Below are 23,465 nucleotides of genomic sequence, written 5' to 3' on the forward strand. Positions count from 1 at the left end.
CGCCGGTCGAATCCACCCGTTTCCCCAGGAGCCGAACCCATGCACGTGCTGATCCGTCGCGTCGCCGCGGTGGCGCTGCTTTCCTGCCTGTCCTGGCCGGCTCTCGCCGGGCAGGAGCAGGCGCCCGTCCGTCATCCGTTGCAGGCGTCCCAGCCCAGGCAGGCACCGGAGGAGGTGTTGCTGGCGGTGGAGATCCCGGCCGGGAGCTTCACCAAGTACGAGATCAATGAGGAGGGCCTGCTGTTCGTCGACCGTTTCCAGTCGATGCCGGTGGTCTACCCGGCCAACTACGGCTCCATGCCGCGGACCCTGGCCGGCGACGGCGATCCGCTGGACGCGCTGGTGCTGACCCGCGAGCCCCTGCATCCGGGCGTGCTGCTCCGCTTCCGCCCGATCGGAGTGCTGCGCATGCTCGACAAGGGCGAGCACGACGAGAAGATCGTCGGCGTGCCGGTCGACAAGGTGGATCCGACCTATGCGCGGATCCGCGACCTGGCCGACCTGCCGGAGATCGAGCGGCAAAGGATCGAGGCGTTCTTCCGGATCTACAAAGACCTGCCGGAAGGCAGCAACCCGGTGCAGCTGTCGGGCTGGGGCGATGCGGCCGAGGCCAGGGCGCTGATCGGCCGGGCGCTGGAGCGGTACCGAGGGGAGTGAGGCGGCAACGGCAGGGCTTCCGGTTGCATGACTTCGGAGGGAGTCCGCCGTCCCGAGGGGCGCGCCGCATGCCCAAGGCACGGCGGCCCCTGCCCGAAGTCAGCGCTTGAGCCTCGTTTTAGCCCTTCAAGCGACTCGCGCCCTCAGGCGGCCGCCACCTGCTCCCGACGCGGCCCTTCGCGCAGGGCGCGGCCGACCATGGACACCAGCAGGTCCAGCTCGTCCTCGTCCATCGCGAAGTGCGGGGTGAAGCGCAGCGAGTTCTCGCCACCGTGGATCACGTTGACCCCGTGCATGCGCAGCCATTCCTCCGTGGATCCGGCGCCGTAGCACTTGAACTGCGGGGCCAGCTCGCAGGAGAACAGCAGGCCGGTGCCCTGGACCTTGGTGATCAGTCCGCCCAGCTCGGCCTTGAGCGCTTCCAGCTTCTGCACTGCCTGGGCGCCACGCTCGCGGATGTTGCGGCGGACCTGCGGCGTGAGCATGCCGAGGGTGGCGCAGGCCACGTCCAGCGCGCGCGGATTGGTGGTCATGGTGTTGCCGTACACGCCCTTGCGGTACAGCGCGGCGGTATCGGCGGTCACCGCCAGCACCGACAGCGGGAACTGGGCGGCGTTGAGCGCCTTGGAGTAGGTCTCCATGTCCGGCGGCTCCACGCCCTCGAACCCGGGGTAGTCCACCAGCGACAGCACGCCGTGCGCGCGCAGGCCGGCCTGGATCGAGTCCACCAGCAGCAGGCTGCCGTGGGCGCGAGTCAGTTCGCGCGCGGCCTTGTAGAAGTCCACCGGCACGGCGCGGCCCGGATCGCCTTCGCCCATCACCGGCTCCAGGAACACCGCCTCGATGAACCAGCCGTTGGCCTCTGCATCGGCGAAGGCCTTGCGCAGGGCGGCGATGTCGTACGGCGGCACCACCAGCACCGAATCCTCGTTGCGGTAGCTGGCCAGGTGCTGGCGGTAGGTGCGGCGGGTGGAATCCGAGTACAGCGCCGGGCGGTCGGTGCGGCCGTGGAAGCTGCCCTTGACCACCAGGCGCTTGATGGTGGCGCCGGCATGGCGCGCACCCGGGTCGGTCTGCAGCTTGGCGTTGATGTCGACGATGCGGCAGGCCAGGCCGACGGCCTCGGAGCCGGAGTTGAGGCACATGAAGCGATCGAACGGGCAGGCGCCGCGGCTGTGGCCGATCTCGGCGCGCAGGGCCTTCACGAAACGGCGCTGCGAGGGACTGGGGGTCATGATGTTGGCCATGACCTGCGGCTTGCCGGCCGCTTCCAGCGCCTCGGCCGGGGCGTGGCCGAAGCCGAGCATGCCGTAGCCGCCGGCGTCGTACAGGACCGCGCCCTTGAGCGTCACCACCCACGGGCCGCGCGCGGCCAGGGCGACGTACGGGGTCACGCAGTCGTCGGCGTAGAAGTTGACGAAGCCTTCCTGCAGCGCGGCGATCTGGGCTTCCTCGTCCAGGTCCAACAGGTCGGCGAGGTCCTCGCGCTGGCGGGTGTATTCGGCGCCGGCGGCGGCGATGGCCGCGACCAGGTCCGGGTGCCCGGCGGCGAGGCGCTCCAGCGCGGCGTCATCCAGGCCGGTGGTCAGGCGGGTGCCAGCGTGGGCGCGCAGCGGGGCGAGGGGAGCGAGAACGGACATGGCAGGCCTCCGGTTCGGGCCGGTCCGGGCGCGGCGACGGGGTCGGGGCGGGTGCGGACTGGCGGGGCGGTGGTCGCCCGGCGTGGTCGCGGGCGGTTCACCCCCATCTTAAGTGGGCCGTATCGTCACTTGGCAGCTGTATTCAGGCGAATCCGATGTAACATTTCGTCGATTCGACGAAAAATGGCGTCGCCATGAAACTATCTGCCTCGGACGAGGCCCTGCTGTCCCTGCTGCGCGAGAACGCGCGCCAGTCCACCGCCGAGCTGGCACGCCGGCTGGGGCTGTCGCGGACCACGGTGCAAAGCCGGATCGACCGGCTGGAGAAGCAGGGGGTGATCCGCGGCTACTCGGTGCGGCTGGACGACGGCTACGAACGCGACCGCATCCGCGCCCACATCCTGGTCACCGTCTCGCCCAAGCGTATGCCCGCGGTGGTGAAGGCGCTGGCGGAGATGCCGGAGGTGCGCAGCCTGCATTCGGTCAGCGGTGCGCACGACCTGGTGGCCCTGGGCGTGGCCGCCGACGTCGGTGCGATGGACGAGCTGACCGACCGCATCGGCGCGGTGGACGGGGTCGAGCGCACCTCGTCCTCGATCATCCTCTCGACCAAGTTCGAGCGCTGAGCCCCGGCGCGGCGGCGGGCCGGGCGGCGCGCGGCCGTACAATACCGGCCCCCCACGCGCCGCCACCGCCTTGAAGAAGTCCGATTTCCACTACGACCTGCCCGAGGAACTGATCGCGCAGGCGCCCCTGGCCGAGCGTTCGGCCAGCCGGATGCTGGTGGTGCCGCCCGGCGAGGGCGAGTTCGCCGACATGCACGTGCGCGACCTGCCCGAGCTGCTCCAGCCGGGCGACCTGCTGGTGTTCAACGACACCCGGGTGATCCCGGCGCGCCTGTTCGGGCAGAAGGAGAGTGGTGGCCGGGTCGAGATCCTGATCGAGCGCCTGCTGCCGGACGCGCAGGCGCGGGTGCAGATGCGCGCCAGCAAGTCGCCCAGGCCCGGCTCGCGGATCGTGCTCGATGGCGGCGGGCAGGCCGAGGTGGTGGGACGCGACGACGCCTTCTTCGTCGTGCGCTTCGAGCTCGACGAGCCGCTGGAGCAGTGGCTGGCGCGGGTCGGGCGCCTGCCGCTGCCGCCCTACATCCAGCGCCAGCCCGACGCGGCCGACGCCGAGCGCTACCAGACCGTGTTCGCGCGCGAAGTCGGCGCGGTGGCGGCGCCGACCGCCGGCCTGCATTTCGACCACGCCCTGCTGCAGCGCCTGCGCGAGCGCGGCGTGGAGTTCGGCCACGTCACCCTGCACGTGGGCGCGGGCACCTTCCAGCCGGTGCGGGTGGAGGACGTGCGCGAGCACACCATGCACAGCGAGTGGCTCAACGTCGGCGCCGAGCTGGTGGCGCAGATCCGCCGCACCCGTGCCGCCGGTGGCCGGGTCATCGCGGTGGGCACGACCGTGGTCCGCGCGCTGGAGAGCGCCATGCGCGATGGCCAGCTGCAGCCGTTCGCCGGTGAGACCCGGATCTTCATCTTCCCCGGCTACAGGATCCGCAGCGTGGACGCGCTGGTGACCAACTTCCACCTGCCGGAAAGCACCCTGCTGATGCTGGTCTCGGCCTTCGCCGGGCAGGAGCGGATCTTCGCCGCCTACCGCCATGCGGTGGAGCAGCGCTACCGCTTCTTCTCCTACGGCGACGCGATGCTGTTGTGGGGGCTGGAGGACTGAGGTCCCGCGGTTCAGAGCGGGCGCTTGCCCGGGTCGCCCTGGACCTCGCGCACCAGCTTCGGCACCAGGTAGCCGGACAGGCGCGCCGCCAGCTGCCGGTGCAGTTCGCGGGCGCGCTCGTCCCCGACCTCGAAATGCGCCGCGCCCTGGATCCGGTCCAGCTGGTGCAGGTAGTACGGCAGCACGCCGGCGGCGTAGCTGCGCTCGGACAGGTCGGCCAGCGCATCGACCGAATCGTTGACCCCGCGCAGCAGCACGGCCTGGTTGAGCAACTGCGCGCCGGCCTGGCGCAGGCGGCCCAGGGCCTGGTCCACGGAAGCGTCGAACTCGTTGGCGTGGTTGGCGTGGATCACGAACGCCACCGGCCAGGGCAGGGCCGACATCCACTCCACGAAGGCGTCGTCGATACGCTCCGGCAGCACCACCGGCAGGCGGCTGTGGATGCGCAGGCGGCGGATGTGCGGGATTGTCGCCAGCTGCGCGGTCAGTTCGGCCAGCTTGGACGTAGCCAGCGACAGCGGATCGCCGCCGGACAGGATCACCTCGTCGATGCCCGGATCGGCCGCGATCGCGGCCACCGCGCCGGCCCAGCCGTCGCGCGCGGCGGTCTCCTCGGCGTAGGGGAAATGGCGGCGGAAGCAGTAACGGCAGTTGATCGCGCAGCTGCCGGTGGCCACCAGCAGGGCACGGCCGTGGTACTTCTGGATCACGCCGTCGGCCTTCTTGGCCAGGCCGTCGCCGACCGCGTCCAGGCCGAAGCCGGGCACGATCCGCTCCTCGTCCACCACCGGCAGCACCTGGCGCAGCAGCGGGTCGTGCAGGTCGCCATGGCGCATGCGGGCGATGAAGCCGCGCGGCACGCGCATGGCGAACTGGCCGGCGGCCGCACCGGAGATCCGGGCTGCCGCCTCGTCCAGGCCGAGCAGGGCCAGCAGCTCGCGCGGGTCGCGCACTGCCTCGCGCCACAGGCGCTGCCAGCGCGGGGTGGCGGGAACGGGGGCGGGCGCCAGCACGGGTTCTGGCTGCATGGGCGTGGGGGCTGCAGGTATCATGTGCGGTCTGGAGGACGGCCCGGCCGAGACGGCGGGGCGCCTGCACATTCTAACCGCCGCCACCAACTTGCCGGCCGCCGCCTGGCGGCCACGCCATACCCCAAGGAGTTCCCATGGCCTCTTACGGCATGAACGACGTCAAGAACGGGATGAAGATCCTGGTCAACAACGAGCCCGCGATCATCACCGATACCGAGTACGTCAAGCCGGGCAAGGGCCAGGCCTTCACCCGCGTGAAGTACCGCCAGATCCGCACCGGCCGCGTGCAGGAAATCACCATGAAGTCGACCGACTCGGTGGAAGCCGCCGACGTGGTCGATACCGACATGCAGTACCTGTACACCGACGGCGAGTACTGGCACTTCATGCAGCAGGAGACCTTCGAGCAGGTCCAGGCGGACAAGGCCGGCGTCGGCGACGCCGCGAAGTGGCTGAAGGGCGAGGAGGACTGCGTGGTCACCCTGTGGAACGGCAACCCGATCCAGGTCACCCCGCCGAACTTCGTCGAGCTGAAGATCGTCGAGACCGATCCGGGCGTGAAGGGCGACACCGCCGGCACCGGCGGCAAGCCGGCCACCCTGGAAACCGGCGCCGTGGTCCGCGTGCCGCTGTTCGTGGCCCAGGACGAAGTGATCAAGGTCGACACCCGCTCGGGCGAGTACGTCTCCCGCGTGAAGTGATGATCCGGCCCGTGGCCGCTGCGGCGACCACGGGCCAGTTGCACCGGCCCTCCGCGCAGGCGGTGGCCGCCGGACTCCTGGCAGGCATGCCAGTGATGCTGGGACCGCAGGTTCCAGTCTTCCCCGCACACCTGCGGCCCCCGGCGCATCGAGCGCCCGTCGTCCGCCAGGGCAGTGGTGGCCAGTGGCCTTTCGCCCGGTCCGCGCACCGGCGTTTGGCCACCTTCCCGCGACCAGTGCCAGCAGGTCCCCGCCCGCGCAGGGACGACGGCGGATGGCATCGCACGTGACGCATCCGTCCCACGCTGGGATGATGTCCTCCAATAACAACAACGAACCAAGTAGGAGCGCATGACCGACATTTCCCCCCAGGCCTGCGACCTCCTCATCGAAGCCGGCTGGGTCGTGCCGGTCGAACCGCATGCCGTGGTGCTGGAAGACCACGCCGTCGCCGTTTCCGGCGGCCGCATCGTCGCCGTGCTGCCGACCGCCGAGGCCCGAGCGCGGTTCTCCGCGACCGAGGTCGTGCAGCGTCCCGACGCGGCGCTGATCCCGGGCCTGGTCAACGCCCATACCCACAACCCGATGACCCTGCTGCGCGGCGTCGCCGACGACCTGCCGCTGATGACCTGGCTGCAGCAGCACATCTGGCCGGTCGAGGCCGCGGTGATCGGCCCGGAGTTCGTCGCCGACGGCATGGCCCTGGCCATCGCCGAGATGCTGCGCGGCGGCACCACCTGCGCCAACGAGAACTACTTCTTCCCGGACGTGCAGGCCGCCGTCTACAAGAAGCACGGCTTCCGTGCCCTGGTCGGCCTGCCGGTGATCAATTTCCCCACCGCCTGGGCGCGCAGCGACGACGAGTACTTCGACAAGGCCGGCGAGGTCCACGACCAGTGGCGCGATGATCCGCTCATCGCCACCGCGTTCGCGCCGCACGCGCCGTACACCGTCAGCGACGCCAACTTCGAGCGGGTGCGGATGCTGTCCGACCAGCTCGATACCCAGGTCCACCTGCACACCCACGAGACCGCGCAGGAAATCGCCGACTCGCTGAAGGAGTACGGCCAGCGTCCGCTCGCGCGGCTGGACCGCCTGGGCCTGGTCAACGACCGCCTGATCGCGGTGCACATGACCCAGCTGACCGAGGCCGAAATCCACCTGTGCGCCGAGCGTGGCGTGCACGTAGCGCACTGCCCGGAGTCCAACCTCAAGCTGGCCTCCGGCTTCTGCCCGGCCTGCGCCCTGCAGCGCGCCGGCGTGAACCTGGCCATCGGCACCGACGGCTGCGCCAGCAACAACGACCTGGACATGCTCGGCGAGCTGCGCACCGCGGCGCTGCTGGCCAAGGCCGTGGCCAACGACGCCACCGCCCTGGACGCGGCAACCACGCTGCGCGCGGCCACCCTCGGCGGCGCCCGCGCGCTGGGCTTTGGCGAGCGCATCGGCTCGATCGAGCCGGGCAAGGAGGCCGACCTGGTCTGCGTGGACCTGTCGGCGCTGGAGACCCAGCCGCTGCACCACGTGCTGTCGCAGCTGGTCTACGCCACCGGCCGCCAGCAGGTGACCGACGTCTGGATCGCCGGCCGCCGCAAGCTGGACGCGCGCGGGCTGGTGGACATCGATACCGCGGCGCTGGTCGCCAACGCCCGCCAGTGGCGCCAGCGCATCGCCGCGCTCGGTCGCTGAACCCTGCAATCCCCGGCCGCGCCTCGCGCGGCCATCGCGGGGCGCTGGCCTACAATGGCCGCCTCGCGGAGGAATGACGATGACGACCCACGCCGAAGCCGCCACCAGCGCCAACTACCACCAGGCCGAACTGGACAAGTTCGCCGCCCTGGCCAACCGCTGGTGGGATCCCGACGGCCCGCAGCGTGCCCTGCACGTGCTCAACCCGGTGCGCCTGGACTACGTGGCCACGCGCGTGCCGCTGGCCGGCAGCGCGGTGCTGGACGTGGGCTGCGGCGCCGGCCTGCTCAGCGAGGCCCTGGCCCGCGGCGGCGCGCGCGTCACCGCCGCCGACCTGGCTCCCGAGCTGGTCAAGGTCGCGCGCCTGCATTCGCTGGAATCCGGCGTGCAGGTCGAGTACCTGGTGCAGTCGGTGGAGTCGCTGGCCGAAGAGCGTCCCGGCAGCTTCGACGCCATCACCTGCATGGAGATGCTCGAGCACGTGCCCGACCCGGGTTCGATCATCGCCGCCTGCGCCAAGCTGCTGCGTCCCGGCGGCCGCCTGTTCCTGTCCACGCTCAACCGCACCCCGGCCGCGTTCGCGCTGGCCATCGTCGGTGCCGAGTACGTGGCGCGGCTGCTGCCCAAGGGCACGCACCGCTATGCCGATTTCATCAAGCCCTCCGAGATGGCGGCCTGGCTGCGCGACGCCGGCCTGCAGCTGGAGGACGTCAGCGGCCTGTTCTACGACCCGCTGCGCAATCGCGCCAGCCTCTCGCGCCAGACCTCGGTCAACTACCTGGCCTGCGCGGTGAAGCCGTGACGTCCGGGGTGGGGAAGGGCGGGCGGTTCCCGCAGGTGGCCCTGTTCGACCTGGACGGCACCCTGCTGGACAGCGCCCCGGACATGGTCGCCACCGCCAACCGCATGCTGGCCGCCCGTGGCCTCGGCCAGGTGGATGCGGACGCGCTGCGCAAGCACGTGTCCAAGGGCGCGCGGGCGATGGTGTCCTTCGTGTTCGCCGAGGCCGAGGGCGAGGCTCATGCCGCGCTGGTGGCCGAGTTCCTCGAGGTCTACCAGCAGGAGCTGGGCCGGCACAGCCGCCTGTTCGACGGCATCGCCGCGATGCTGGAGGCGCTGGAAGCCGCTGGCTCGCGCTGGGGCATCATCACCAACAAGGCCGAATACCTGGCCCGCGACGTGGTCGCCGGACTGGGGTGGCAGGAACGCTGCGCGGTGCTGGTCGGCGGCGACACCTATGCCGAGCGCAAGCCGCATCCGCTGCCGCTGCTGGAGGCCGCGCGCACCCTCGGTGTCGATCCGTCCGACTGCGTCTACGTCGGCGACGACGAACGCGACGTGCTGGCTGCCAAGGGAGCCGGCATGCCCTCGATCGCGGTGTTGTGGGGCTACCGCCTCGACGGCGACGACCCGCTCACCTGGCAGGCCGACCGTGTCGCCGCCCGTCCGCACGAGCTGGTCGAACCGACCGCCTGGCCGCGCCGCTGATTCCCGTCTCCTGCCGGCACCACCGGCTTGCGGGCCACGCGCCCGCCGAAGAATTTCCATGAGCACACCCACGGCCCTCGACAGTTTCCTGGACAAATGGCGGCAGCGCTGGCCGGAGTGGGCGGTGGCCGAGGTGTTCGTGCCGCAGGAGGGCCGTGACCGGGTCGTGGCCTGGTTCGCCCTGCTGCAGGAGTTCGACGACATCCTCAACATCGCCGGCGACCCGCTGCCGGCGGATGCCAAGCTGGGCTGGTGGGCGACCGAGCTCTCGGACTGGGCCGGGCAGCGCTCGCGCCATCCGCTGGGCCGGATCCTGCAGCCGGTGCCGGCGCCGTGGGAGCGCCTCGCCGCGGCCCTGCCTGACCTGGTGGCGGCCCGCGCGCGTGCCGCCGACCCGCAGGCCGCCGTCGTCGCGCTGGAGCGCTATGCCACGGCCGTGGCCGAGGTCGAGGCGGTGGTGCTGGATGGCCGCGCCGCGCAGCCGCGCCAGCTGGCGACCCAGGTACTGGCGCAGCGCCTGTCCGAGGTCGGCCAGGCCGCGGTTCCCCTGAGCCTGCTCGACGGGGACGGCGGCACCGCCGCCGCCGAGCGTGCGCAGCGTGACTGGGCCAAGGCATTGCTCGACGGCTGGCCGGCGCGGATCGCCGGGCCCCGGCCGCGCCGGATCTGGGCCGCCCTGGCCCGGGGCCGGCTGCGTCCGCAGGCGGCAGGCAAGCGCGTCGCCGCGTCTCCAGTGGGCATCCTCTGGACCGCCTGGCGGGCCGCCCGCGGCTGAACCGGGGCCGCCCGCCGGCACACTCCGTCCCGCCCCCGCGGCCGGGGTCGCCGGCCCCAGCCGCTACAATGGCGCGGCAATGGTCCGGCGCCCCTGCCTGCAGCGCGGCGGCCGCCCCAGCCGCCCGGCCGGACGCCTCCCCGAACTTCCCAGTCTTCCCCATGTCCCTTCCCGCACCCGATCTTTCCCGCGCCGCCGCGCTGTTGCCGGACGTCGCCCACCAGCCGGCCGCGCTGGCCCGTCCGCTGGACTGGGTCGGCATGGAGGGCATCGCCATTCCCGTGCGAGTGCCCGACGGGGCCGGCGGCCAGGTCCAGGTCGCCGCCCAGGCCGACCTGTCGGTGAACCTGCACCGTGCCGGCGAGCGCGGCATCCACATGTCGCGCCTGTACATGCGCCTGCAGGAGGAGCTGGCCCGCCACGAGGTCACCCCGGCCGGCCTGCGCCACATCCTGCAGGCCAGCATCGAATCCCAGGCCGGCCTGGCCACCCGCGCGCGCCTGCGCCTGCGCTACGAGGCGCTGCTGCTGCGCCGCGCGCTGCGCAGCGACAACGCCGGCTGGAAGCGCTATCCGGTGGAGATCGAGGCCCTGCTCGAGGACGGCCACCTGAAGCTGGTGCTGGGCTTCGGCCTGGAATACTCCAGCACCTGCCCGTGCTCGGCGGCGCTGTCGCGCCAGTCCAATGCGGCGCGCCTGCGCGCCGACTTCGGCGATACCGAGGTGCTGCGGGTCGAGGAGATCGCGCAGTGGCTGTCGTCCGAGCGCGGCATGGCCGCCACCCCGCACGCGCAGCGCAGCGAGGCCAAGGTGCGCGTTGAGCTGCGTCCGCAGTTCGACGAACTGCCGCTGGTGGCGCTGATCGATTCACTGGAGGCCTCGCTGGGTACCCCGGTGCAGACCGCGGTCAAGCGCGAGGACGAGCAGGCCTTTGCCGAGCTCAACGCCGCCAACCTGATGTTCTGCGAGGACGCCGCGCGGCGCGTGGCCTCGGTGCTGGCGGCCGATCCGCGGATCGAGCACTACCAGGCCACGGTGTCGCACTTCGAGAGCCTGCACCCGCACGACGCGGTGGCCAGCGTGAGCGGCAGCGGCCCGGCCGCCTGATCCAGCGGTTGTACGTCCCTGCCGGCGCAGTCGCGCCGCGATGGCGGGCATGAAAAAGGGCGCGGCCGAGGCCGCGCCCTTTTCCGTTCCACGGCGGTCAGAAGTTGATGGTGAACCGGGCGTTGACGCCGGTGTCGACCGCGTCGTCCGACTCCAGGTGGCTCACACCCAGCTCCAGCAGGCTGTTGGCCGAGGTGCGCGCGGCCACGCCGAACTCGGCGAGCAGGGCGTTGTCGCGGATGGCCGGGCTGGACACCTCGAACGACTGGCCGCCGGCGAAGGCGAGCTGCGCACGCTGGACTTGGTCGTCGGCATGGCGGTAACCCAGGTTGCCGCGCAGGCTCAGCCAGCTCTGCTCCTGGTTCTCCGCCGACAGGTCGGCGCCGAAGCGCAGGCCCACCGTGGTCATGTCCACGGTGGCGTCGCCGCCCCGGCCCGCCAGCGCCGCGGCGCCGCCGCTCTCGCTGAAGCCGTCGGTGCTGACTTCGACGCGGGCGTACTGCAGGTACGGCTCGATGCCGATGGAACCGGCATCGAAGCGGTAGCCCAGGTCGGCGAACAGCTGGCTGGTGTCGGCGTCGTAACGGCTGGACAGCGCGTCGCTGAAGCCGCGGTAGCCGGCCTTGCGATCGATCTCCACGCGGTTCCAGCTCTGGCTGTAGCCGGCGGTCAGGCCCAGCGCACCCCATGCGTGGCCGACGTAGATGCCGGCGTGGCGGTTGCTGGACTCGCCGCGGGAACCACGCTCGCCCACGTTGAAGTCGCTGTCGCCGGCGCCGCCGAAGACACCGACGCGCCAGCCGCCGAACACGTGGTCGATACCGACCAGGACCGCGTCGCTGTTGTAGCGGACCTCGGCGGCGTTGCCGTCACCACCGAAGTCACCGCCCTGGTGCTGGACCTGGATCCAGGCGCCGGTCGCACCCTCGGCCTGGCGGCCGAACGCGCCGCCGCCGGCGGCACGATCCAGGGCCGCGTCGCGGACCAGGCGGCTGCCTTCCAGCAGCACCTGGCGGGCGCTGGCGTGGACTTCGCCGCTCAGGCTGTCGAACGCGGCCGGGGCTTCGGCCAGCGACAGCTGGGTGGCGGTCAGGACCAGGGTGTTGGTGTCCGCCAGGCCATCCACGGCCGCGGCGGCGGCGCGCTGGTTGGCGGTGGTGCCGGCGCTGGCCAGGGACGCACCGCGGGCCACGTCGATGCTGACCGTGTTGGCGGCCTGCAGCAGCGACAGCGACAGGAACGGCGAGATCGCCGAGCCGTCGATGGCGGCGAAGCCGCCGGTGATGCCGCCCTCGGCCGACAGGACCTGGTAGGTCTGGCCCAGCACGTAGTCGTTGCCCGACAGGTTGCTGGCCACCAGGGTGCCGCCGTTGAGGGTGGCGGTGCCGGTGACGCGCAGCAGGTCGGCCTGGTCCGGCGGCAGCAGTTCGGCGATGAAACGTGCGTTGGCTTCCTGCACGTAGTTGCCGTCGATGGTCAGGGTGCCGATCGAGTTGCCCGGGGCGATGGTGCCTTCCACGCGGGTGTCGCCGAGGACGCCGCTGCCACCGATGGTGCCGTTGGCGCCGACGAAGGTCGGGGCGCCGCCGAAGCTGCCGTTGATCACGGCCACGCCGCCCAGCACGTCCAGCGGGCTGCCGGTGAAGCTGCCGTTGACCACCAGGGTGCCGCCTTCGACGCGGACGTCGCCGGTGAGGCTGTTGTCGCCGTCGAACTCGAGGATGCCGGAGGTGACGGTCGCGCCTGCGAAGCTGTTGTCGCCGGACAGGCGCAGCCAGCCGGCGCCGGACTTGGTCAGGCGGCCCGGGCCACCGATGTCGTTGGTCCAGTCGTCCCAGGCGCCGCCCTGCCAGACCTTGTTGCCGCCGGCGGCCACGTCCATGACCACGTTGGTGTCGACGCGCAGCAGGCCGTAGCCCTCGATCGCCTTCTCCAGGTTCAGCAGGCCCCAGCCGTAGATCTCGTCGACGCCTTCCTCGCCCAGGTCGGTGGCGGTGGTCAGCATGACGTCGCGCACCTGGGCGCCGGTCAGGTAGGGGAAGCGCTCGAACAGCAGGCCCAGCGCGCCGGTGACGTGCGGGGCCGCCATCGAGGTGCCGGAGTTCAGTGCATAGGCCGGGTCGCCGGTGCGGTCGCCGGTGACCAGGTGCAGGTTGCCAGCCTCGTCGAACTCCCAGTCGCCGAGCCAGTCGCCGTCATCGTTGACGCGTTCGGCGAGCACGGTGGAGAGGATGTTCGTGCCGGGCGCCGCGATGCACCACTGCGCGGAGATACCGCACTTCATCGAGCGGTTGCTGAGGGTGAGGTTCTCGTTGAGGTTCACCACGCTGACCCAGTACTGCTCCAGCTCCGGGAAGACCGACGGCAGGGTGGCGGGCAGGGTGGGCTGCGGGCTCTGGGCCGGGGTCGGGATGACGACGTTGGTGTTGCCGGCGGAGAACACCTGGATCATGCCCGACTGCAGCGAGGCGTCGGCGATGGCCTGGTGGATCGCGCCGATGCGCGGGTCGGCCATCAGCATGTCGTGGTAGGCCTCCGCCACTTCCGGGGTGTAGGCGTAGTAGGTGTAGCCCCAGCTGTGGTTCATCGCGCGCACGCCCTGCGCGATCGCCTGGTCGTACATGTGCTCGAACGCGCTGGCACTGGCGCTGGTGCCCAGTTCCAGGCACTCGTTGAGGAAGATGCAGTACAGGTCGACCACGGTCAGCGAGTCGTTGAACAGGCGCGCCGCGCTCAGGTCGGCGCCGAAGGCCACGCCGTGCATGCCCTCGCCATCGCGGTTGGCGGCGATGGTGCCGGCCACGTGCATGCCGTGGGTATTGAAGTAGAGGAACGTGTTGTCCCAGAGGTAGTCGTTGGCCGGGTTGGGGAAATAGTCCTGCAGCTCCGGATCCCACCACTCGGCGATGATCGCGCTCTGGTCGCCGCGGGAATAGAAGCAGGCGTCAGGGCCGCCAAGCACGGTCGTGGAGCTGCAGCGCGCCCCATCCTCCAGCAGGTCGGCCATCTCCAGGCCGCGGTGGTCCTTGCCGGCGAATTCGGTGTGGTCGGCGAAGCTGACGCCAGTGTCCAGCAGGCCCAGCCGGATACCGGCGCCGCTGAGACCGCGCGCGTATGCGTGTTGGGCATTGATCGCGGCCAGGCCCCAGTCGCCCTGGAACTCCTCGTCGGCCCAGGATTCGGGGTCGCCGGGGTTGCCGGGCGTGACCGCCTGCCAGGTGCGGCTGAAAGCATCCTGCGGCAGCACGAAAGTGGCCGAACGTTCGACCTGCGGCCGCGTCATGCGGAACGCATTGGCAACCGCGGCCTTTGCCGCGTGCTGCTCCAGGCTGTCGAAGGTGGCGGCAGTGGCCGGCAGTGCGGCCAGGGAGGAGATTCCGGCAGCGATGGCAAGCGCCAAAGCGGAGTGTCCACGGGACTTGCGCCCACGGATCGGGAACTTCTTGTTCATTTGCTGTCCTTGTGCTGGGAAGCGCCACGGCATCGAGACCGTGCCCAGTGAAACTAGCTTTAGTTTGCGTTCAGGACAATGGCCTGCAAGCAATGCTTGCAGCGGGTTCGAAGATTCAAGGCGTTGCGACTTCGACCACCAGCTTCATCGGCGGCCTGTCCGGCGCTGTCACGCGCACGTCGTAACGGCCGGGCGTGGTCGGCGCCTGCAGCAGGACCCTTCCGTCGGTGGCTTCCGTGCGCGTGCCGAATGCCTCGACGATCGACCCGACAGGGACCTTCGCGGTGGCCTGGCTGCCAGGCTGCATCCGCGTCGGCACCACGATGCGGCTGCCAGGGACCTCGTAGCCTGGCTGGCCGGGGCGGGGGAGGTCCTTGCCGGGCGGCTGTTCGATGGGAGGTTTGCTGGCGATGGGTCCGCTGGTGTCGGGAGCGGTGAATGCAGCGCGCTGCGCTGGCGGAGCCGCGCAGGCGCAGGTGGCGGCCAGCAGTAGCGGACCGGCCATGCGGATGGCGGGCAGGGACCGGAGGGCAGGGCAGGGATGCTGGCTCATCCCGCTTCTGTACCAGAAGCGGGGGGAACGAGGCATCAAATCACATCTCCGCCGCGTGTGCGGTATGACGAACACGCCGCGCGCTACGTTGGTGAACAATCAGCCCAGGAGCACTCAAGTACCAGCGACGGGCAACGTGCACATTGAACTGCGCCCGGCGTACCCGGGGATCGCGGTGGAGATGAACCCCGCCGCACGCAGCGCTGGTGAACAGCCAGCCTAGGGGCGCTCAAGCACCAGCAAGGGGTCGATGCGCACATCGAACCGCGCCCCGATGTACACCAAGATCCCAGGGATCGCGGTCTAGATGAACCCGCCGCTGCGCGCAGCGTTGGTGAACCACCTTTTTCAGGGGCGCTCCAGCACCAGCAGGGGATCGATGCGCACATCGAACCAGTTCATCCCCCAATGCAGATGCGGACCGGTCGCGCGTCCGGTCGCGCCCACCGCGCCAACGACCTGGCCCTGTTCCACCCGGTCGCCCACCTTCACGTCGATCCGCGACAGGTGCAGGAAGTTGGAGCTGATGCCGAAGCCGTGGTCCAGCAGCAGGGTGCCGCCGGTGAGGTAGAGGTCCGGACCGGCGAAGGTGACCACGCCGGCAGCCGGCGCCTTGACCGGGGTGCCGGTGGGCGCGGCGATGTCCATGCCCGAATGCGGCGAACCGGGCTTGCCGTTGTACACGCGCTGGTTGCCGAAGCGGCCGCTGATGCGACCCTGCACCGGCCAGATGAAGCGCTGGGCGAAATCGGCGCGGTCGTCGTCGCGGGCCCGCGCCGCGGTGACCTGGGCCTGTTCGCGGGCGATGCGTTCGGCGATCGCCGGCGGCGGATCCACGGTCTTCGGCGGCACGCCATCGACGCGCTGCACCGGCCAGTCGCGCGGAGTCACCGCGATGCGCTCGATGCTGCGCGTGCCATCCGGGCGGACCACGCTGACCTCGACCGGTCCGGCCTGGTCGCGGCCGACACCGAACACCACCGTGCCGTAGCCGGTGGTGCGCAGGACGCGGCCGGCGTGTTCGACCCGGCTGCCCGGCGGGACCTTGCCGATCACCATGGCGCCCTGCTGGACGCTGGCGGGGAACACCACCCGGGTGTCCTCCTGGGCGGATGCGAGCGGAACAAACGCCAGCACCAGTCCCAGCAGCGCCAGGCGCGCCGCGGCAAGCGCGCGCCGCATCAGCGGGCGAACTGCAGGCGGCGACCGGCAGGCGCGCCGACCAGTTCGCGGCCGTTCCACACAAGCTGGCCGTTGACCCAGGTCGAGGCGATGCGCGAGCGGAAGGTGGTGCCCTCGAACGGCGACCAGCCGCACTTGGAGAGCACGTCCTCGCGGCGCACGGTCAGCGGCTGGTCGTCGACCAGCACCAGGTCGGCCCAGTAGCCCTCGCGCAGGAAGCCGCGTTCGGCCACGTCGAACAGCTGCGCCGGGGCATGGCTGGCCTTCTGCGCCACGCGGGTGATGTCCAGCTTGCCCTCGTGCACCAGCTCGATCGCCGCCAACAGCGCGTACTGCACCAGCGGCAGGCCGGAAGGCGCCTGCAGGTAGGGCTTCTGCTTCTCCTCGAGGGTGTGCGGGGCGTGGTCGGTGGCCAGCACGTCGATCACGTCGTCGACCAGGGCCTGGGTGATGGCCTGGCGGTCGGAAGCATCCTTGATCGCCGGGTTGCACTTGATGAAGTTGCCCAGCCGCTCGTAGTCGGCGCGGTCGAAGCGCAGGAAGTGGATGCAGGTCTCGGCGGTGATCTTCTTGCGCACCTTGCCGTCCGCGCCCACCAGCGGGCCGCGCTCGAACAGCGCCAGCTCGTCGGCGGTGGAGATGTGCAGCACGTGCAGGCGGGTGCCGTGGCGACGCGCGAGCTCCAGCGCCAGCTGGGTGGACTTGATGCAGGCCTCGCGCGAACGGATGTCGGGGTGCATCCCCGGCGTCAGCCCATCGGCGCCGTACTTCGCCTTGAACTCGGCGAGCGTGCGGTCGATGGTCGGGGTGTCCTCGCAGTGGGTGATGATCGGGGTCGGCGCCTCGCGGAAGATCCCGTCCAGGGTCTCCGGGTTGTCCACCAGCATGTTGCCGGTGGAGGCGCCCATGAACACCTTGATGCCCGGCGCGGTCTTCGGATCCAGCGAGCGCACCGCCTCGAGGTTGTCGTTGCTGGCGCCCAGGTAGAAGCCATGGTTGCCCCAGGCCCGGCCGGCGGCCGCCGCGTACTTGGCCTCCAGCGCCGCGGCGTCCAGCGTGGGCGGGTTGGTGTTGGGCATGTCCATGAAGCTGGTCAGGCCACCGGCCACGGCGGCGGCCGACTCGCTGGCGATGTCGCCCTTGTGGGTCAGGCCCGGCTCGCGGAAGTGGACCTGGTCGTCGATCATGCCGGGCAGCAGCCAGCGGCCGCGCGCGTCCACGACCTCCTCGCCGGCGCGGGCCTGCAACCCGCTGCCGATCGCCGCGATGCGGCCGTCCTCGATGCGCAGGTCGCCCTCGGTCTGGCGGCCTTCATTGACCAGGCGGGCGTTGGTGATCAGGGTGGATGGCATCAGTGGTGTCCTTGGCAGGAGTGCGGACGCTCGGGGACCGGGTCGTAGCCGCCGGGATGGAGGGGATGGCAGCGGCCGATGCGGCGCGCAGCCAGCCAGCCGCCGCGCCAGGGGCCATGGCGTTCGATCGCCTGCATCGCGTATTCAGAGCAGCTGGGCACGAACCGGCAGCGCGGCCCCAGCAGCGGACTGATGAAGGCCTTGTAGAAGCGCAACGCCAGGATGAGCAGGCGGGTGATCATCACCGCATGATAACTGCCGCCCCGTGAGGTTGCCGCCCGTGGTGGGGTGGGCTATAAAGGCGCGCTTTCCCGTTTCGTCGGGGAAAAATCGGAGGAACCTTCGTACGTGGCTGCCAAGAAACCCGTGAAGAAGGCCGCCAAGCCGGCCAAGAAGCCTTCCCCCGCTGCCAAGGCAGGGAAGACCGCCAAGCCCGTTGCCAAGAAGGCGGCTGCCGCCAAGCCGGCCAAACCCGCCAAGGCGGTGAAGGCGGTAAAGGCGACCAGGGCAGCCAAGCCCGCGGCAAAGAAGCCCGCCAAGGCGGTCGTCGCCAAGAAGGCCGCGACACCTGCGAAGAAGGCTCCGGCGCCGGCAAAGAAGGCTCCGGCCAGGAAGGCGGCAGTCGCCAGGCCGGCTCCGGCGAAGAAGACCCCGGCCGCGAAGCCCGCCAAGGCCCCGGCCAGCAAGAGCGCCAGCAAGCCGGTGACCCCGGCCAAGGCCACCAAACCGGCAGCGAAGAAAGTCACGGCCCCCGCCGCGACCGCCAAGCCGGCCAGCAAGACCCCCGCCGCCAAGTCCCCGAAGACGACAGCGCCCGTTACCGCGACCGCCAAGCCCTCCGCTGCCAAGGCAGCGCCCAAGCCGAAGACGGCCGCCGCAACTCCGCAAGAAAAGCCAGTGCCCGCAACGAAATCCCCCAGCTCCAATGCCCCGGCCAAGCCGGTCCAGACCCCGCCGGGAACCTCCGGCAAGGTCGCCGTCGCCGTGGTGTCGAAAAAGAACGACAATGTGAGCCCGGCCCCCACCCGCAGGAAGGTCGTGGAATACAAGATCGACGAAGCCACCGGACGCCCGATTTTGCCGGAAGGCTACAAGCCCTCGTCCGACGAGGAGTACATGAACCCGCTGCAGCTGGAGTACTTCCGGCAGCGGCTGATGCAGTGGCGCGCGGACCTGGTCGAAGAGTCCAAGCAGACCATCGAGAACCTCAAGGACGAAGTGCGCGACATCGGCGACGAAGCCGAGCGTGCCACCCGCGAGACCGAGAACTCGCTGGAACTGCGTACCCGCGACCGCTACCGCAAGCTGATCGGCAAGATCGACAGCACGCTCAAGCGCCTGGAGGCCGGTGACTACGGTTACTGCGTCGACACCGGCGAGGAGATCGGCCTGGAGCGCCTGGAGGCGCGCCTGACCGCCGAGCGCACCATCGACGCCCAGGAACGCTGGGAGCACCTGCAGAAGCAGCAGGGCGAGTAAGCCCCGCCGCCAGCGCAGACGACAAGGCCCGCCTCACGGCGGGCTTTGTTTTTTCAAACCCCAGCAGCGTTGCCCCTCTTCCCTCGGGAGAGGGCAGGTACTTGAGCGTCGCCTGCACCCCGACCCCTCGATCCCAGCCACTCCGCAACCCGATCCCGTCCACGGGATGCGGGCGTCCGACGCCATCCCCGCCAATGGCGCCCAAACTGACCCTCGACTCCATGGTGGGAGTCGGCAAGCGCACGTAGCCCGGGTAAGCGAAGCGCACCCGGGGATTTCCCCGCCGATCCGCCAAGGTGGATGCCTGCGCCACGAGCGCAAAGGTCAAACGAAGCCACGACCTGCAAACGCCCGAACACGCGCAGTACCGGGGGCGTGGGGCAAGCAGGCCATGGGTGGCCTGCGGTCGCGCGTTGGAGCAGGACGCGGAGTCGCGCGATGCCCCATGCCCCGGTGCGGCGCGGCTCCGTCCGGGTCCGTGGAACCTCGCAGCGGCCGCTCCGCCACCGCCCGTTACCCGGCGGCGGCCCGACAACGCCGTCAGTATTCCCCAGTCTAGGCGGGGCGCGGGTGGGTCAGAGCTTCCCCAGGTCCAGCCGCCGCAGCTTCGGTGCCTTCACCGCAGTGGTCGCGACCACGCCCAGGGTGACGCAGCCGCCCAGCACCACCGCCGGGACCAGGCCCAGCAACCGCGCCATCGAGCCGGCGTAGAACGCGCCCAGCTCGTTGGACGAGCCGATGAAGATGCCATTGATCGAGGCCACCCGGCCGCGCATGCCGTCCGGGGTGACCAGCTGCATGATGGTCGAGCGCAGCACCACCGATACGCCGTCGCAGACGCCCGACAGCAGCAGGAAGAACGCCGACAGCCAGAAGCTGCGCGACAGGCCGAAGCCGATGATGCACAGGCCGAAGCCGGCCACCGCCCACAGCAGCAGGCGCCCGGCGTTGCGGCCCGGGGTGTGGCGGGCCAGCACCAGGCCGACCACCACCGCGCCCAGGGCAGGGGCGGCGCGCAGGATGCCCAGACCCTCCGGGCCGTAGTGCAGGATCTCGTGGATGAAGGCCGGCGCCAGCGAGATCGCCCCGCCGAACAGCACCGCGAACAGGTCCAGCGCCTGGGCGCCGAGCATGACCTGGTTGCCGAACACGAAGCGCAGGCCCTCGCCGATGCTGGCGAACACCGGCGCGCGCGGGCCGGCCGCCGGCGGTTCCTCCACCCGCAGCGCCAGCAGCACCGCGCCGGAAGCCAGGGCCAGCGCCGCGGCCACGCCATAGGCGACGGTCTTGCCAGCCAGTCCCACCAGCAGGCCCCCCATCGCCGGCCCGCACACCAGTCCCATCTGGAACGCCACGCTGCCGATGCTGGCACCGCGGGCGAACAGATCGCGCGGCAGCACCCGCGCGAACAGTGCGGTGTAGACCGGGGTAAGGAAGGCGCGGACCAGGCCGGTCAGCACGATCGCGGCGTAGATCGGCCAGGTCGAGCCCGGTGCGATCCAGCCGGCGGCGATCAGGGCCAGCAGCACCGCGGTGCTGCACAGGCCGGCGGTGGCCAGCGCGCCGAGCCGGCGCTTGGGGAGGTGGTCGACCAGGTAGCCGGCAAACAGTGCCATGCCGATGTACGGCAGCACTTCGGCCAGGCCGACCAGGCCCAGGGCGAAGGTGTCGCGGGTCAGTTCGTAGACATGCCAGCCGACGGTGACCGCGACGATCTGGTAGGACAGGATCGCGGCGAGGCGGTAGCCGAGCAGGATCCGGAAGCCGCCATGCTGCAGCGGCGAGCGGGGCAGGGCGTCCGGCGCCGCGTCCACCTCAGGCCTGGGCGCGCGCGGTGTCGCGGATGAAGGCCAGCAGCGAGGCCAGGCCGTTGCTGCGGGTCGGCGACAGGTGCCTGGCCAGGCCGATGTCGGCGATGTAGTCCGGCTCGGTGGCAAGGATCTCGCCGGCCGTGCGCCCGGAGTACACGCGCAGGGCCAGGTAGATCAGGCCGGAGACGATGGCCGAGTCGCTGATCGCATGGAACTCCAGGCGCTCGCGGTTGCCCTGCGGCACGATCCAGACCATCGACTGGCAGCCGTGCAGGCGGTGCTCCTCGGTCTTCCACTCCTCCGGGAACGGCGGCAGCTTGCGACCCAGGTCGATCAGGTACTGGTAGCGCTCGGCCCAGTCGGCGAAGAACGCGAACTCGTCGCGGATGGCCTGCTGGGCCTCGGCGGCGGTGGGTTCGAGCGGGAAGGGGGAAGTGGTCATGGGGGTCTCTTGGGGTGTTCCTTGTCGCCGTCCCTGGCGCGGCGTTGCTGGCTCCGGCCGTCCGGCCCGGTCATCGATGGCCGCAGATCCGGAAGCGCGTCAGGCGCGCTTCCAGCGCACGCCCTGCGGCGTGTCCTCGAGCAGGATGCCCTCGGCGGCCAGCTGGTCGCGGAGGGCGTCGGCACGGGCGAAGTCGCGGGCCTTCTTGGCCGCGCCGCGCTCGTCGACCAGGGCCTGGATGCGGGCGTCGTCGTCGTTGGAGATGCCGCGGTTGAACCAGGCTTCCGGCGCCTGCTGCAGCAGGCCCAGGGCCAGGCCGGCACCGAGCAGGCCGGACTTCAGTCGCGCGCGCTCGCTGGCATCGGTGGCCTTGCGCGCCTCGCCGGCGATGCGGGCCAGCTCGGCCAGCGCAAGCGGGGTGTTGAGGTCGTCGTCCAGTGCCGCCTCGATCTCGGCCGGGATCACCGGGCTGGCCTCGATGTCGGCCAGGTCGCGCAGGGTGCCGTACAGCCGGTCCAGGGTGCGCACCGACTGCTCGACCAGGGCGTCCGACCATTCCAGCGGCTGCCGGTAGTGGGCCGAGATCAGCGCGTAGCGCAGTGCCTCGGGCGGATGCGCGCGGACCAGGTCGTGGACCTTCTCGATGTTGCCCAGCGACTTGCTCATCTTGGCGCCGCCGAAGTTGAGCATGCCGTTGTGCAGCCAGTAGCGGGCAAACGGCGCGCCGCCGTGGGCGCACTGGCTCTGCGCGATCTCGTTCTCGTGGTGCGGGAACTGCAGGTCGATGCCGCCGGCATGGATGTCGATGGTCTGGCCCAGGTGGGCTTCGGCCATCGCCGAGCATTCGATGTGCCAGCCCGGGCGGCCGCGGCCCCAGGGCGAATCCCAGCCGGGCAGGTCGTCGCTGGAGGGCTTCCACAGCACGAAGTCGCCCGGATCGCGCTTGTACGGGGCCACCTCGACCCGCGCGCCGGCCAGCATCTCCTCGGTATCGCGGCGCGAGAGGCGGCCGTAGTCCGCGAAGCTGGCCACCGAGAACAGCACGTGGCCCTCGGCGGCGTAGGCGTGGCCCTCGGCGACCAGGCGTTCGCACATGGCGATCATCTGCGCGATATGGCCAGTGGCGGTGGGCTCGATGTCCGGGGCGAAGTCGCCGGCCACGCCCAGCGCGGCCATGTCCTCGCGGTAGGCGGCGGCGAAGCGGTCGGTGATCACCGAGATCGGCACGCCCTGTTCGGCGGCCGCGGCGTTGATCTTGTCGTCCACATCGGTGATGTTGCGCGCGTACTTCAGCGCGCCATGGCGCCGGCGCAGCAGCGCGGCCAGCACGCCGAACACCACCGGTCCGCGGGCGTTGCCGATGTGCACGTAGTTATAGACCGTGGGCCCACACACGTACATGGTGGGGCAGGCGGGGTCGAGGGGCGCGAAGGCTTCGACCTGGCGCGTCAGGCTGTTGTACAGGCGCAGGGACATCGGCACGGGATACCGCGGGGACGGAGCCGCGCATTCTAGCCTGCGGGCCGGCACGGGGTCCGTGGCGCGGCCGCGCCGCGGCGGCGCCGGATCGCCATGGCGCTGCGGTTCAGCCGGCTTCAAGCCGGGGTCCCTACACTGTCCGTTCCGTTACATCCCCCCAGAACGGTTCCGATGCGACTGTCGCTGCAACTTCCCGCGCTGTGCCTGGCCTGCTCGATCTGGCTGCCGGCGGGGGCCCAGGAACCGGAAAGCCGCACTTCCAGCCAGGCCGAGGCCCCTGTCCGCGTGGTTCCGGCCGAGAACGTGCGCTTCGACTACGCCCAGGTGCTGCGGGTCGAGCCGATCTACCAGACCCTGCGCGCGACCCGCACCGAGGAGCGCTGCGACGACGTCCCCGTGGTCGAGGTCCGCTCCCAGGTTTCCGGGGGCGGCAAGGCCGGGCAGCCGTCCGGCGGGGTGCTCAGCCGCATGCTCGACTCGGTCAAGGGCATGTTCCGCGACGAGCCGGAAGCCAAGGCACCGCCCGAGCCGGCGCCGGCCTCGGCGACCCCGCGTGGCGGCTCCAACTGCCGGCTGGTCCAGGTCGAGCGCCAGTTCCAGCGGCCGATCGCCTATGACGTGGACTACGTCTACAAGGGCACCAAGTACCGCTCGCGCCTGGGCGAAGATCCCGGCAACCGGCTGCGGATCCGGGTCTCGGTCACCCCCTGGGTGGGCGAGGGCACGCGCACTCCCTGATCCGACCTTGGGCGTACTTGCACCCTCGGCGGGTGCGTGCGACCATCACCGGCCAATGAATACCGACCTTCAGCCGCACGCTGCGAGTACTGCCCGGATGGCCTCCGGCATGACCTCGCGTGCGCGCCGACCGGAATCCCACCTTTCCGCTGGGTGACCGGAG

At 70.9% G+C, this 23,465-nt stretch carries 21 protein-coding genes; 11 read left to right on the top strand and 10 right to left on the bottom strand.

Annotated elements, in window-relative coordinates; genetic code table 11:
- Positions 1-39: 39 nt before the first annotated feature.
- Positions 40-657, top strand: coding sequence for an inorganic diphosphatase (locus PSESU_RS06020; RefSeq protein WP_013534880.1), 618 nt, complete (start codon positions 40-42; stop codon positions 655-657).
- A 143-nt stretch (positions 658-800) separates the two neighbouring features.
- Here the strand turns inward: PSESU_RS06020 and PSESU_RS06025 are convergent, their stop codons facing one another.
- Positions 801-2,297, bottom strand: a complete 1,497-nt coding sequence (locus PSESU_RS06025; RefSeq protein ID WP_013534881.1) for an aminotransferase class III-fold pyridoxal phosphate-dependent enzyme — start codon at positions 2,295-2,297, stop codon at positions 801-803.
- Between the two features lie 194 nt (positions 2,298-2,491).
- Between PSESU_RS06025 and PSESU_RS06030 the strand changes: the two genes are divergently transcribed.
- Together PSESU_RS06030 and queA are read left to right on the top strand one after the other, a co-directional pair.
- On the top strand, positions 2,492-2,923 hold the full coding sequence (locus PSESU_RS06030) for an Lrp/AsnC family transcriptional regulator (RefSeq protein ID WP_013534882.1): 432 nt from the start codon (positions 2,492-2,494) through the stop codon (positions 2,921-2,923).
- Between the two features lie 70 nt (positions 2,924-2,993).
- Entirely contained in the window at positions 2,994-4,025 is a 1,032-nt protein-coding gene (gene queA, locus PSESU_RS06035) for a tRNA preQ1(34) S-adenosylmethionine ribosyltransferase-isomerase QueA (RefSeq protein WP_013534883.1), read from the top strand.
- A gap of 11 nt (positions 4,026-4,036) precedes the next feature.
- Here queA and epmB read toward each other — a convergent pair whose 3' ends face one another.
- The gene (gene epmB, locus PSESU_RS06040) at positions 4,037-5,077 is read right to left on the bottom strand and encodes an EF-P beta-lysylation protein EpmB (RefSeq protein WP_041763925.1); all 1,041 of its coding nucleotides are present in this window, start codon (positions 5,075-5,077) and stop codon (positions 4,037-4,039) included.
- A 113-nt stretch (positions 5,078-5,190) separates the two neighbouring features.
- Here epmB and efp point away from each other — a divergent pair, with 113 nt between their 5' ends.
- The 6 genes from efp to folE2 all read left to right on the top strand — a co-directional run bounded on the left by efp (position 5,191) and on the right by folE2 (position 10,815).
- Positions 5,191-5,757, top strand: coding sequence for an elongation factor P (gene efp, locus PSESU_RS06045; protein ID WP_013534885.1), 567 nt, complete (start codon positions 5,191-5,193; stop codon positions 5,755-5,757).
- Positions 5,758-6,108: 351 nt separating this feature from the next.
- Positions 6,109-7,446 carry a TRZ/ATZ family hydrolase gene (locus PSESU_RS06050; RefSeq protein ID WP_013534886.1) on the top strand — a complete coding sequence of 446 codons (1,338 nt, stop codon included), beginning with the start codon at positions 6,109-6,111 and terminating at the stop codon, positions 7,444-7,446.
- 73 nt (positions 7,447-7,519) lie between these two features.
- A complete protein-coding gene (ubiG, locus tag PSESU_RS06055) occupies positions 7,520-8,248 on the top strand; it encodes a bifunctional 2-polyprenyl-6-hydroxyphenol methylase/3-demethylubiquinol 3-O-methyltransferase UbiG (protein ID WP_428992106.1) in 729 nt (242 codons plus the stop codon).
- Positions 8,245-8,934, top strand: coding sequence for a phosphoglycolate phosphatase (gene gph, locus PSESU_RS06060; protein ID WP_013534888.1), 690 nt, complete (start codon positions 8,245-8,247; stop codon positions 8,932-8,934). Before ubiG ends, gph begins: the two co-directional genes overlap by 4 nt.
- A gap of 58 nt (positions 8,935-8,992) precedes the next feature.
- Positions 8,993-9,709: a squalene/phytoene synthase family protein gene (locus tag PSESU_RS06065; RefSeq protein ID WP_013534889.1), complete on the top strand. Its 717-nt coding sequence runs from the start codon at positions 8,993-8,995 to the stop codon at positions 9,707-9,709.
- A 161-nt stretch (positions 9,710-9,870) separates the two neighbouring features.
- Entirely contained in the window at positions 9,871-10,815 is a 945-nt protein-coding gene (gene folE2, locus PSESU_RS06070) for a GTP cyclohydrolase FolE2 (protein WP_013534890.1), read from the top strand.
- Between the two features lie 97 nt (positions 10,816-10,912).
- Here the strand turns inward: folE2 and PSESU_RS06075 are convergent, their stop codons facing one another.
- The 5 genes from PSESU_RS06075 to yidD all read right to left on the bottom strand — a co-directional run bounded on the left by PSESU_RS06075 (position 10,913) and on the right by yidD (position 17,595).
- On the bottom strand, positions 10,913-14,266 hold the full coding sequence (locus PSESU_RS06075; RefSeq protein WP_013534891.1) for an autotransporter domain-containing protein: 3,354 nt from the start codon (positions 14,264-14,266) through the stop codon (positions 10,913-10,915).
- A 115-nt stretch (positions 14,267-14,381) separates the two neighbouring features.
- On the bottom strand, positions 14,382-14,819 hold the full coding sequence (locus tag PSESU_RS06080) for a hypothetical protein (protein WP_233275256.1): 438 nt from the start codon (positions 14,817-14,819) through the stop codon (positions 14,382-14,384).
- 348 nt (positions 14,820-15,167) lie between these two features.
- Positions 15,168-16,001: a M23 family metallopeptidase gene (locus PSESU_RS06085; protein ID WP_013534893.1), complete on the bottom strand. Its 834-nt coding sequence runs from the start codon at positions 15,999-16,001 to the stop codon at positions 15,168-15,170.
- Positions 16,001-17,353, bottom strand: a complete 1,353-nt coding sequence (locus tag PSESU_RS06090; RefSeq protein ID WP_013534894.1) for a dihydroorotase — start codon at positions 17,351-17,353, stop codon at positions 16,001-16,003. Before PSESU_RS06090 ends, PSESU_RS06085 begins: the two co-directional genes overlap by 1 nt.
- Complete coding sequence (yidD, locus tag PSESU_RS06095; RefSeq protein ID WP_013534895.1) at positions 17,353-17,595, bottom strand: membrane protein insertion efficiency factor YidD; 243 nt, start codon at positions 17,593-17,595, stop codon at positions 17,353-17,355. The genes PSESU_RS06090 and yidD overlap by 1 nt, the downstream gene beginning before the upstream one ends.
- 106 nt (positions 17,596-17,701) lie before the next feature.
- Here yidD and dksA point away from each other — a divergent pair, with 106 nt between their 5' ends.
- Positions 17,702-18,832 carry an RNA polymerase-binding protein DksA gene (gene dksA, locus PSESU_RS15865; protein ID WP_013534896.1) on the top strand — a complete coding sequence of 377 codons (1,131 nt, stop codon included), beginning with the start codon at positions 17,702-17,704 and terminating at the stop codon, positions 18,830-18,832.
- Positions 18,833-19,407: 575 nt separating this feature from the next.
- Here dksA and PSESU_RS06110 read toward each other — a convergent pair.
- The 3 genes from PSESU_RS06110 to cysS form a co-directional block, all read right to left on the bottom strand.
- Entirely contained in the window at positions 19,408-20,646 is a 1,239-nt protein-coding gene (locus PSESU_RS06110) for an MFS transporter (RefSeq protein ID WP_013534897.1), read from the bottom strand.
- Position 20,647: 1 nt separating this feature from the next.
- Complete coding sequence (locus PSESU_RS06115; RefSeq protein ID WP_013534898.1) at positions 20,648-21,085, bottom strand: SufE family protein; 438 nt, start codon at positions 21,083-21,085, stop codon at positions 20,648-20,650.
- A 99-nt stretch (positions 21,086-21,184) separates the two neighbouring features.
- Positions 21,185-22,561 (bottom strand): cysteine--tRNA ligase, encoded by a 1,377-nt coding sequence (gene cysS / locus PSESU_RS06120; RefSeq protein WP_013534899.1) that lies wholly within the window; start codon positions 22,559-22,561, stop codon positions 21,185-21,187.
- A gap of 174 nt (positions 22,562-22,735) precedes the next feature.
- Here cysS and PSESU_RS06125 point away from each other — a divergent pair, with 174 nt between their 5' ends.
- The gene (locus tag PSESU_RS06125; protein WP_013534900.1) at positions 22,736-23,302 is read left to right on the top strand and encodes a hypothetical protein; all 567 of its coding nucleotides are present in this window, start codon (positions 22,736-22,738) and stop codon (positions 23,300-23,302) included.
- Positions 23,303-23,465 lie beyond the last annotated feature (163 nt).

Origin of the sequence: Pseudoxanthomonas suwonensis 11-1, assembly GCF_000185965.1 — a bacterium.
In the GTDB taxonomy this organism is placed as follows: Bacteria; Pseudomonadota; Gammaproteobacteria; order Xanthomonadales; family Xanthomonadaceae; genus Pseudoxanthomonas; species Pseudoxanthomonas suwonensis_A.

Coding starts and splice junctions, on each gene's coding strand:
- epmB (WP_041763925.1), bottom strand. CDS start 5,077: ATGATACCTGCAGCCCCCACGCCCATGCAGCCAGAACCCGTGCTGGCG.
- PSESU_RS06085 (WP_013534893.1), bottom strand. CDS start 16,001: ATGCGGCGCGCGCTTGCCGCGGCGCGCCTGGCGCTGCTGGGACTGGTG.
- PSESU_RS06090 (WP_013534894.1), bottom strand. CDS start 17,353: ATGCCATCCACCCTGATCACCAACGCCCGCCTGGTCAATGAAGGCCGC.
- ubiG (WP_428992106.1), top strand. CDS start 7,520: ATGACGATGACGACCCACGCCGAAGCCGCCACCAGCGCCAACTACCAC.
- PSESU_RS06030 (WP_013534882.1), top strand. CDS start 2,492: ATGAAACTATCTGCCTCGGACGAGGCCCTGCTGTCCCTGCTGCGCGAG.
- efp (WP_013534885.1), top strand. CDS start 5,191: ATGGCCTCTTACGGCATGAACGACGTCAAGAACGGGATGAAGATCCTG.
- PSESU_RS06025 (WP_013534881.1), bottom strand. CDS start 2,297: ATGTCCGTTCTCGCTCCCCTCGCCCCGCTGCGCGCCCACGCTGGCACC.
- PSESU_RS06125 (WP_013534900.1), top strand. CDS start 22,736: ATGCGACTGTCGCTGCAACTTCCCGCGCTGTGCCTGGCCTGCTCGATC.
- PSESU_RS06065 (WP_013534889.1), top strand. CDS start 8,993: ATGAGCACACCCACGGCCCTCGACAGTTTCCTGGACAAATGGCGGCAG.
- yidD (WP_013534895.1), bottom strand. CDS start 17,595: ATGATCACCCGCCTGCTCATCCTGGCGTTGCGCTTCTACAAGGCCTTC.
- PSESU_RS06050 (WP_013534886.1), top strand. CDS start 6,109: ATGACCGACATTTCCCCCCAGGCCTGCGACCTCCTCATCGAAGCCGGC.
- folE2 (WP_013534890.1), top strand. CDS start 9,871: ATGTCCCTTCCCGCACCCGATCTTTCCCGCGCCGCCGCGCTGTTGCCG.
- cysS (WP_013534899.1), bottom strand. CDS start 22,561: ATGTCCCTGCGCCTGTACAACAGCCTGACGCGCCAGGTCGAAGCCTTC.
- PSESU_RS06075 (WP_013534891.1), bottom strand. CDS start 14,266: ATGAACAAGAAGTTCCCGATCCGTGGGCGCAAGTCCCGTGGACACTCC.
- PSESU_RS06080 (WP_233275256.1), bottom strand. CDS start 14,819: ATGAGCCAGCATCCCTGCCCTGCCCTCCGGTCCCTGCCCGCCATCCGC.
- PSESU_RS06115 (WP_013534898.1), bottom strand. CDS start 21,085: ATGACCACTTCCCCCTTCCCGCTCGAACCCACCGCCGCCGAGGCCCAG.
- PSESU_RS06020 (WP_013534880.1), top strand. CDS start 40: ATGCACGTGCTGATCCGTCGCGTCGCCGCGGTGGCGCTGCTTTCCTGC.